At 63.1% G+C, this 9157-nt stretch carries 10 protein-coding genes; 6 read left to right on the forward strand and 4 right to left on the reverse strand.

All coding sequences use genetic code 11. From position 1 onward, the window contains the following. Nucleotides 1–36: 36 nt before the first annotated feature. The 4 genes from sapC to pspF form a co-directional block, all read right to left on the reverse strand. Nucleotides 37–930 (reverse strand): putrescine export ABC transporter permease SapC, encoded by an 894-nt coding sequence (sapC, locus tag CYR32_RS02270; RefSeq protein WP_101822097.1) that lies wholly within the window; start codon nucleotides 928–930, stop codon nucleotides 37–39. Then, nucleotides 917–1882: a putrescine export ABC transporter permease SapB gene (sapB, locus tag CYR32_RS02275; RefSeq protein WP_101822099.1), complete on the reverse strand. Its 966-nt coding sequence runs from the start codon at nucleotides 1880–1882 to the stop codon at nucleotides 917–919. The genes sapC and sapB overlap by 14 nt, the downstream gene beginning before the upstream one ends. Next, nucleotides 1879–3522 carry an ABC transporter substrate-binding protein SapA gene (sapA, locus tag CYR32_RS02280; RefSeq protein WP_101822101.1) on the reverse strand — a complete coding sequence of 548 codons (1644 nt, stop codon included), beginning with the start codon at nucleotides 3520–3522 and terminating at the stop codon, nucleotides 1879–1881. Before sapA ends, sapB begins: the two co-directional genes overlap by 4 nt. Before the next feature lie 88 nt (nucleotides 3523–3610). Next, complete coding sequence (gene pspF / locus CYR32_RS02285; protein ID WP_101822102.1) at nucleotides 3611–4621, reverse strand: phage shock protein operon transcriptional activator; 1011 nt, start codon at nucleotides 4619–4621, stop codon at nucleotides 3611–3613. 222 nt (nucleotides 4622–4843) lie between these two features. On the opposite strand from pspF, the gene pspA reads away from it, so the two are divergent. The 6 genes from pspA to CYR32_RS02315 all read left to right on the forward strand — a co-directional run bounded on the left by pspA (nucleotide 4844) and on the right by CYR32_RS02315 (nucleotide 8920). After that, entirely contained in the window at nucleotides 4844–5509 is a 666-nt protein-coding gene (pspA, locus tag CYR32_RS02290; RefSeq protein ID WP_101822104.1) for a phage shock protein PspA, read from the forward strand. A gap of 69 nt (nucleotides 5510–5578) precedes the next feature. Then, the gene (gene pspB, locus CYR32_RS02295) at nucleotides 5579–5806 is read left to right on the forward strand and encodes an envelope stress response membrane protein PspB (RefSeq protein ID WP_101822106.1); all 228 of its coding nucleotides are present in this window, start codon (nucleotides 5579–5581) and stop codon (nucleotides 5804–5806) included. Continuing rightward, nucleotides 5806–6165 carry an envelope stress response membrane protein PspC gene (pspC, locus tag CYR32_RS02300; protein WP_101822108.1) on the forward strand — a complete coding sequence of 120 codons (360 nt, stop codon included), beginning with the start codon at nucleotides 5806–5808 and terminating at the stop codon, nucleotides 6163–6165. The genes pspB and pspC overlap by 1 nt, the downstream gene beginning before the upstream one ends. A gap of 100 nt (nucleotides 6166–6265) precedes the next feature. Then, nucleotides 6266–6493, forward strand: coding sequence for a phage shock protein PspD (locus tag CYR32_RS02305; protein WP_101822110.1), 228 nt, complete (start codon nucleotides 6266–6268; stop codon nucleotides 6491–6493). Then, complete coding sequence (locus CYR32_RS02310) at nucleotides 6474–7871, forward strand: YcjX family GTP-binding protein (RefSeq protein WP_101822112.1); 1398 nt, start codon at nucleotides 6474–6476, stop codon at nucleotides 7869–7871. The genes CYR32_RS02305 and CYR32_RS02310 overlap by 20 nt, the downstream gene beginning before the upstream one ends. Continuing rightward, a complete protein-coding gene (locus tag CYR32_RS02315; RefSeq protein ID WP_101822114.1) occupies nucleotides 7868–8920 on the forward strand; it encodes a TIGR01620 family protein in 1053 nt (350 codons plus the stop codon). Before CYR32_RS02310 ends, CYR32_RS02315 begins: the two co-directional genes overlap by 4 nt. Nucleotides 8921–9157: the final 237 nt, after the last annotated feature.

The raw sequence follows: 9157 nt of genomic DNA on the forward strand, positions 1-9157 counted from the left end.
CCCGGCGGGTAAGGTGACGCCGCATAACGGCCTGTTTCATGATTCAATCCCCGCGTTTATCGCCCGGCGCATCCCGTCGCCCATCAGGTTGATCAGCAGCACGCTGACCATGATCGCCGCGCCCGGCAGCATCACCGTCCAGGGCGCGACATAGACCAGCTCCAGCGAGTCGCCCAGCATCGCCCCCCACTCCGGCGAGGGCAGCTGTGCGCCGAGATCCAGGAAGCCCAGGGCGGCAATATCCAGGATCGCCATTGAGAGGGCGCGGGTAAATTCGGTGACCAGCACTGCGGCAATATTAGGCAGTATGGCATACCAGAGCAGGTAGCGGATGGACGCCCCGTCGAGCCGGGCGGCCACCACATACTCTTTCTCCAGCTCGTCATGCACCGCGCTGTAAACGGTGCGCACCATGCGCGGCACCAGCGCCAGCCACACCGCCAGCATCGCATGTTCCAGCTTCGGGCCGATAAACGCCACCACGATGATCGCCAGCAGCAGCGAGGGGATCGAAAGCAGGGTATCCAGCACATGGTTCATCACCGCCGAGCGCAGGCCGTGGGTGATGCCCGCCAGCACCCCGAGGATCAGCCCAAACAGCGCCGCCGCCGCCGTCACCACTGCGGCGGAACCGAGGGTCGGGGCGGCACCGGAGAGCAGGCGGCTCAGGATGTCTCGCCCCAGGTCGTCCGTGCCGAGGAAGAAGGAGACGTTACCGTAGCGCGACCAGGAGGGCGGCAACAGCTGGTAGCCCAGGAACTGCTGGTCGAGGGTATAGGGGGCGAGGTAGTGGCCGAACACGCAGAGCAGCATCAGCAGCACCACGCCGTAGAAGCCGATCATCGCCAGGGTGTCGCGGTAGAACGCGCGCCACATCGCCCGCAGCGGCCCGGCAATCCGCTTCTCGTGGTAGACATTATCGAAGGGCATACCATTCCTTATGTTTCAGCGGGTTGGTCAGCGCGCCCAGAATGTCGGAGAGCACGTTGACCACAATCACCAGCGCGCCGACCAGCATCACCCCGGCAGAGATGGCGGCATAGTCCTGCTGGCGGATGGCGTTGATCAGCCAGCGGCCCAGGCCCGGCCAGCTGAACACCACTTCGGTGATCATCGCCAGGGTCAGCATGGTGGAGAACTGCAGCCCCAGTTTGGGGATGATCGGCGGCAGCGCGTTGTGCAGCACGTGGCGGCGGATCACGGTAAAGCGCGACAGGCCGCGGGTGGCCGCCGCCTTGATATAGTTCTTGCTGAACACCTCATCGGTGCTGATGCGCATCAGGCGCACCACCTCGGTGGTGGGGGCCACGGCCAGCGCGGCAATCGGCAGCACCATATGACGCAGGGCGCTGAGCAGCATGTCGTCCCGGTAGGGGGAGTCGGAAAGCCAGGCATCAATCAGCGTCACGCCGGTCACCGGTTTCAGCTGGTAGAGCAGGTCGAGCCGCCCGGAGACCGGCAGCCAGCCGAGGTGCAGCGAGAAGAACAGCGTCAGCAGCAGCGCCAGCCAGAACACCGGCATAGAGAAGCCGATCAGCGCCAGCATGCTGATCAGCGTGTCCGGCCACTTGTGGCGCATCACCCCGGCGGTGATGCCGAGCGGGATGCCAATCAGCAGCGCCAGTCCGAACGCCAGCACGCACAGCTCCATGGTCGCCGGGAACACCTCATGCAGCTGTTCGCGGATCGGCTGGCCGTTGATGCTGGAGACGCCGAAATCCCACTGCATCAGGCTTTGGAAGTAGAAGCTGTAGGCGTCCAGCAGCGCCGCGCCGCTCAGGGGGGCGTGCGGGGTGAAGTAGCTCAGGCTGAACCCGACCAGCGACAGCAGGAACAACGTGATCAGCAGCAGCAACAGGCGGCGCAGGGTAAAGATAATCATGGTTGTGTTCCTTCCGGAGCCTCACGGTACACCCCGGCAAAGGAGGCGTTGCCGAACGGGCTGAGCACCAGCCCCTTGATGTCATAACGGTAGGCCTGCAACCGCAGTGAGGAGGCCAGCGGCAGCACCGGCAGCTGCTGCTCCAGGATGCGCTGGGCCAGCTGGTACTCATCCATCCGCTGGGAGAGCTGCTGGGAGAGCAGGGCGCGCTGCAACAGGGCGTCAAACTCCGGGTTACACCAGTGAGCATAGTTGGTCTGCGAATGGATCGCCGCGCAGCTCAGCAGCGGCCGGAAGAAGCTGTCCGGGTCGTTGCTGTCGGTGGCCCAGCCGGAGAGCGTCAGGTCGTGGTTCATCTCCATCAGCCGCGCCTCCTGGTAGCGCCCCTCCACCGGCACGATGACAATCTGGATGCCCACCTGTGCCAGATCGGCCTGCAACAGCTCGGCGGTTTTCAGCGGGCTGGGGTTATAGGCCTGCGAGGCGGTCGGCACCCAGAGGTAGAGTTGCAGCCCGGAGATGCCCTGGCTTTGCAGCAGGCGGCGCGCTTTCTCCGGGTTATATTCCGTGACCTGCGCGGCGTTGTCGTAGGCCCAGGAGGCGCGCGGCAGGATCGAGGCCGCCGTCTCCGCCGTGCCGTAGTAGATCGACTGCATCAGCCGCTGGTTGTTGATGGCCAGCGCAATCGCCTCGCGTACTTTGGGGTTGTCCAGCGGCGGCTTGCCGGTGTTGAACGCCAGGTAGGCGACGTTCATGCCGGGGCGCAGGGTCATCCGCAGGCGCGGGTCGTCCCGCAGGATGGTGAGCTGGCTGGCGGCAGGGTAAGCCAGCACATCGCACTCGCCGGTGAGCAGCTTGGAGAGGCGGCCGGTACCGCCCGCGCCGAGGTCGATGATTACCTGCGGCATACGCGGCACCCCTTTCCAGTAGGCGCCGTTGCGCGCCAGGCGGATATACTGCCCGGCACGGTACTCGTTCAGCATAAACGGCCCGGTGCCCACCGGCTGGCGGTCAAGCTCCTCCTCATGGCCGCGGCGGGTCAGGTCGCCGGCGTACTCTGCGGAGAGCACCGGCGCATAATGGGTTGCCAGGTGCCAGAGGAACGAGGCGTCCGGCTGGTTCAGGCGGAACTCCACGGTAAAATCATCAATCTTGCGGATGCGTTTGATGGAGTCCGCAAATTTCAGGCTGTCAAAGTAGGGGTAACTGCCGCCGTTAATCTCATGGTAAGGGTGGCGGGGGTTCACTATCCGCTGGAAGCTGAAAAGCACATCGTCGGCATTCATCAGGCGCGTGGGGCGGAACCAGCCGGTGGTCTGGAACGGCACATCTTTGCGCAGGTGGAAACGGTAGGTCGCGCCGTTGTCGAGCACTTCCCAGCGTTGCGCCAGCTCCGGGATCAGCCGGTAGGTGTAAGGGTCAACATCCACCAGGCGGTCATAGAGTTGGGCGGCTAATGTGTCCACCGTCAGCCCGCTGCTGGCCATCTGCGGGTTGAAGGTGTTGAGGATGCCGCTGACGCAGTAGACAAAGCCGCTCTGGCGGATGTCGGGCGGGGTGGCGGGCACCGGTTTCGGTGCGGCGCAGACACTGCCGGCCAGCCCGGCCAGCGCCAGCACCCAGTAAGTTAAGACTCGCATAAACGCTTCATTGTTAAGTAAGCAATAAGATGATTGTACCGTACTCTGGCGATCACCCCAATCTGTTGCACCTTTGTGGCCGGCTGAGTCAGGGGTTTTTTGCCCCATCGGGCGCATCACCGGCCAGCAACGCATGTTTTTTCAGCAGCCCGCGCAGCTGGTGGTAAGTCAGCCCCAGCAGCCCGGCCGCCCGGCGCTGGTTGTAGTGCGCCTGGGTGAGCGCCTGCTGTAACAGCGCGTGCTCCTGCTGGTGCTGATAGTGCCGCAGGTCGAGCGGCAGCGCAGGCAGGCTGCCGGGTTCGGCGGCGGGGGCAGCGGCAGGCGCGCGCGGGCGGAAGGGGTTAAGGATGATCTCATCCAGCGGTGCGTCGCTGGTGCCGTGGCGGTACATAGAGCGCTCAACCACGTTTTTCAGCTCACGCACGTTGCCCGGCCAGGTGTAGCCCAGCAGTGTGGACGTGGCGCGCTCGCTGAAGCCGGGGAACAGCGGCAGGTGCAGCTCGCGGCACATCAGAATGGCGAAATGTTCAGCCAGCAGCATGATGTCCTGCTGGCGTTCCCGCAGCGGCGGGAGCTGCACCACATCGAACGCCAGCCGGTCGAGCAGGTCAGCGCGGAACCGGCCCGCTGCCGCCAGCGCCGGGAGATCCGCGTGGGTGGCGCACACCAGCCGCACATCCACCCGCAGCGGCTGGCTGCCGCCGACGCGTTCCAGCTGGCCATACTCAATCACCCGCAAGAGTTTTTCCTGCACCAGCATCGGCGCGGTGGCCAGCTCATCCAGAAACAGCGTGCCGCCATCGGCGCGCTCGAAACGGCCCAGGTGGCGCTTCTGCGCGCCGGTAAACGCCCCGGCCTCATGGCCGAACAGTTCGGAATCGAGCAGGTTTTCATTCAGCGCGGCGCAGTTCAGGGAGATAAACGGCCCCTGCCAGCGCTCGGAGAGGTAGTGCAGCCGGTGGGCGATCAGCTCCTTGCCGGTGCCGCGCTCGCCAATCACCAGCACCGGTTTGTTCAGCTTCGCCAGTTGCGACACCTGTTCCAGCACGTCAATAAAGCTGTTGGCCTCACCCAGCAGGTTATCCAGGGTTTCACTCATGATTAAATTCACCACCCATTGGTTAAATTGACCAGTCTCACCTTAAGGCTAGCAGACTCTTTTTCATAAAGCGCTGTTATTTCAAGAAGATATTTTCTGCCAAAAGTTGGCACGGCAATTGTATTACCCTTTGCGTTACAGAAATCCGCCAACGCAACAGGCGGCTGGCGAGAGAAAAATTTTGCGGCCATTGCCGCGTGACCGTCAAAGAGGAAGTGTTTTATGGGTATCTTTTCGCGTTTTGCTGACATCGTAAATGCCAACATCAACTCCCTGCTGGACAAAGCCGAAGACCCGCAGAAGCTGGTCCGCCTGATGATTCAGGAGATGGAAGACACGCTGGTGGAAGTGCGTTCAACCTCTGCCCGCGCGCTGGCAGAGAAAAAACAGTTGCTGCGCCGCATTGAGCAGGGCGAGACCCAGCAGGCGGAGTGGCAGGAGAAGGCCGAGCTGGCGCTGCGTAAAGACAAAGACGATCTGGCCCGTGCTGCCCTGATCGAGAAGCAGAAACTGGCCGATCTGGTCACCACCCTGAAAACCGAAGTGGCGGTGGTGGAAGAGACGCTGGGCCGCATGAAGGGCGAAATCGGCGAGCTGGAGAAAAAGCTCACGGAGACCCGCGCCCGCCAGCAGGCGCTGACGCTGCGCCACCAGGCAGCCTCTTCGTCACGTGAGGTGCGCCGCCAGCTCGACAGCGGCAAACTCGACGAGGCGATGGTGCGCTTCGAGCAGTTTGAACGCCGCATCGACCAGATGGAAGCGGAAGCGGAGAGCGTCAGCCTCGGCAAACAGAAGTCGCTCAGTCAGGAGTTTGCGGAACTGAAAGCAGATGATGAGATCAGTGCGCAACTGGCGGCCCTGAAAGCCAAAATGCAGCGCCCGGAATAACAGGGACAGGGAATGCCGGCCCATGCGCGGGCCGGTTGCCGCGCTTATGTCACACATTAAGGAGAAGGAATGAGCGTCTTATTTTTAGCAATTCCGCTGACCATTTTCGTGCTGTTCGTGGCGCCGATCTGGCTCTGGCTGCACTACAGCAGCCGCCAGCAGCGTGGCGGGCAGCTCAGCCAGCAGGATGTGCAACACCTGACCCAACTGACGCAGGATGCACGCCGGATGCAAGAGCGCATCCGGGCGCTGGAAGAGATCCTGGATGCTGAACACCCGCACTGGAGAGAGTCATAATGAAGAATAATTTCACAGAGAAAAAACTCTACCGGGTGCCGGAAGAGGGCATGGTGAAAGGGGTGCTGGCCGGGCTGGCCCACTACTTTAACGTGCCGGTCAAGCTGCTGCGGGTCATGGTGGTGCTCTCGCTGTTCTTCGGGCTGTTTGCCTTTACCGTGCTGGCGTACATCATCCTCAGCTTTGTGCTCGACCCGGCACCTGCCAGCCGTTTCAGCGGTGAAGAGGCGGCCACGCCCCATGAGCTGCTGGACGAAGCCGATGCGGTGCTGCGCCACAGTGAGCGCCGCTTACGCGAGGTAGAGCGCTATGTCACATCGGAAACCTTCGGGGTGCGCAGCCGTTTCCGCCAGCTTTGAGTTTACCCATGACGGCGCGTATCGCCCGGCGGTACGCGCCGTTTTTATGGCTGATTGCCGCCTTAACATCATGCAGAATCATTCACTCTGGAGTTAACTTATGACACGCTCGGCGTCCGGCGTTACCCTTAAAAAAGTGCTGCGCTTTCTGTTTATGATGGCGATCAGCTATGGACCGGCCGGTGTGGCTGCCCGTATTCTGGGTGTGGTGGGCAGCCGCCCATTGCGCTTTGTACTGGCGCTGGTGCTGGAACCACTACTGAAACGCGGGTTTACCGCGCTGTTTGGACGTTTCACCAGGGAGCCGAATGAGACGATTACAAAATGAACTGAATTCTCTGGTCAACCGCGGCATGGATCGCCATCTGCGGCTGGCCGTCACCGGGTTGAGCCGCAGCGGCAAAACCGCCTTTATTACCGCCTTCGTTAACCAACTCCTGCATCTGCACAGCGGTGCCCGGTTGCCGCTGTTCGCCGCCGCCCGCGAAGATCGCCTGCTGGGCGTGAAACGCGTGCCCCAGCGCGACCTGGGTATTCCCCGCTTCCGTTACGATGAAGGGCTGGCGGCGCTGCACGGCACGCCGCCCGCCTGGCCGCTGCCGACACGCGGCGTCAGTGAAATGCGGCTGGCGCTGCGTTTCCGCTCGCAGGCCTCCCTGTTGCGCCACCTCAAAGAGACCTCGACGCTCTACCTGGAAATTGTGGACTACCCCGGCGAATGGCTGCTCGACCTGCCGATGCTGGATCAATCCTACGCCGGCTGGTCTTTGCAGATGGCCGGGCTGTTACAGGGGGAGCGCGCGACCTGGGCGGAACCCTGGCTCGCCCTCTGCCGGAAGTGCGATCCTTTCGCCCCGGCGGATGAAAACCTGCTGGCGGCCATCGCCCAGGCTTACAGCGACTATCTGGTGCGCTGTAAGCAGGAGGGGCTGCACTTTATCCAGCCGGGGCGCTTTGTGCTGCCCGGGGAGCTGGCGGGTGCGCCGGCGCTGCAATTTTTCCCCTGGCCGGACGTTAACGGCATCGGGGAGGCGCGGCTGGCGCAGGCCGGCAAGCAGACCAACTTCGGCATGCTGCGTGAGCGCTACCACTACTATTGCCAGAACGTCGTCAAGGGTTTCTACAAAGAGCACTTTGTGCGCTTCGACCGGCAGATTGTGTTGGTGGACTGCCTCCAGCCGCTCAACAGCGGCCCGCATGCCTTCAATGATATGCGCCTGGCGCTGACCCAGCTGATGCAGAGTTTCCATTACGGCAAACGCACGCTGTTCCGCCGCTTGTTCGCCCCCTGCATTGATAAGCTGATGTTCGCCGCCACCAAAGCGGACCACATCACCGGCGAGCAGCATGCCAACCTGGTCTCCTTGCTTCAGCAGCTGGTACAGGAGGCGTGGCAGAATGCCGCCTTTGAGGGCATCAGCATGGACTGCGTCGGCCTGGCCTCGGTGCAGGCGACCCAGAGCGGCATCATTGAGTATCAGGGGCAGCCGGTGCCGGCGCTGAAGGGGCACCGGCTGGAAGATGGCGCGCCGCTGACTGTGTTCCCCGGCGAAGTGCCGGCGCGCCTGCCGGGCGGGGCGTTCTGGCAGCAGCAGGGGTTCCGCTTTGAGCAGTTCCGGCCGCCGTCCCTTCCCGTAGACACGCCGCTGCCGCACATCCGGCTGGATGCCGTCATGGAGTTTTTACTGGGAGATAAATTGCGATGAACGATCCGATAAAACCGCGCATCGATTTCGATCAGCCGCTTGATGCCCCGGCGCAGCCGGTATTGCGCGCGGCGCAGGCGTTCAGCGAGCGCGAGGCGGAACAATTTCTGCCCGCCGGGCCGGAGCCGCAGGAGAGCGAAGGCGAGGCGGAAGCGGTAGTGACGCAGGTGCTGAAACCACGCCGCAGCCTGTGGCGCAACATGGTGACGCTGGGGCTGGCGATATTTGGCGTCAGCCTCGTCGCGCAGGGCGTGCAGTGGGCGCATCAGGCCTGGCTGGAACAGCAGTGGATCGCCCTGGGCGGTTGTGCGGCCGGTGGGCTGATTGTGCTGGCCGGGGCCGGGTCGCTGATCACCGAGTGGCGGCGGTTATACCGGTTGCGCCAGCGCGCTGAAATGCGCGATACCGCGCGCGATCTGTTGCACAGTCACGGCGTGGGGCAGGCCCGGGCCTTTTGCGAGAACCTGGCCCGGCAGGCCGGGATTGAGCCGGGCCACCCGGCGCTGCAGCGCTGGCAGGCTTCACTGCATGAGACGCAAAATGACCGCGAAGTGGTGGCGCTCTATGCCCGGCTGGTGCAGCCGGTGCTGGACAGGCAGGCCCGCCGGGAGATCAGCCATTCGGCGGCGGAATCGGCGCTGATGATTGCGGTCAGCCCGCTGGCGCTGGTGGACATGGCCTTTATCGCCTGGCGCAACCTGCGGCTGGTCAACCGGATTGCGGCGCTGTACGGCATAGAACTGGGCTATTTCAGCCGCTTGCGGCTGTTCCGGCTGGTGCTGTTGAATATGGCCTTTGCCGGGGCGTCTGAGCTGGCCCGTGAAGTGGGGGTGGACTGGCTGTCGCAGGATCTGGCTGCCCGTCTCTCCGCCCGGGCGGCCCAGGGGATTGGTGCCGGGCTGCTCACCGCGCGGCTGGGCATCAAAGCGATGGAGTTGTGCCGCCCCCTGCCGTGGCTGGAAGATGATAAACCACGCCTGGGGGATTTCCGCCGTGATCTGGTTGGTCAGGTCAAAGGCGCGCTGAGCAAAAGCAGCCCACGCACCTGATTCCCGCCTTTGCTGCCCGGCGCTCTCCGGCCGGGCACGCGTATCATCTTTACTTATGGCTGAAACGCCCGGATCTTGGCCGAAGGTTCTTCGTTTTTCCCCGAATGGGAAGTTCATTGTTACTGGGATGCTTATCAGGGAGTTACTGCTATCTGAAAGGATGGTGGTGGGGGAAGGATTCGAACCTTCGAAGTCTGTGACGGCAGATTTACAGTCTGCTCCCTTTGGCCGCTCGGG

Origin of the sequence: Chimaeribacter coloradensis (assembly GCF_002858715.1) — a bacterium.
Classification (GTDB): domain Bacteria; phylum Pseudomonadota; class Gammaproteobacteria; order Enterobacterales; family Enterobacteriaceae; genus Chimaeribacter; species Chimaeribacter coloradensis.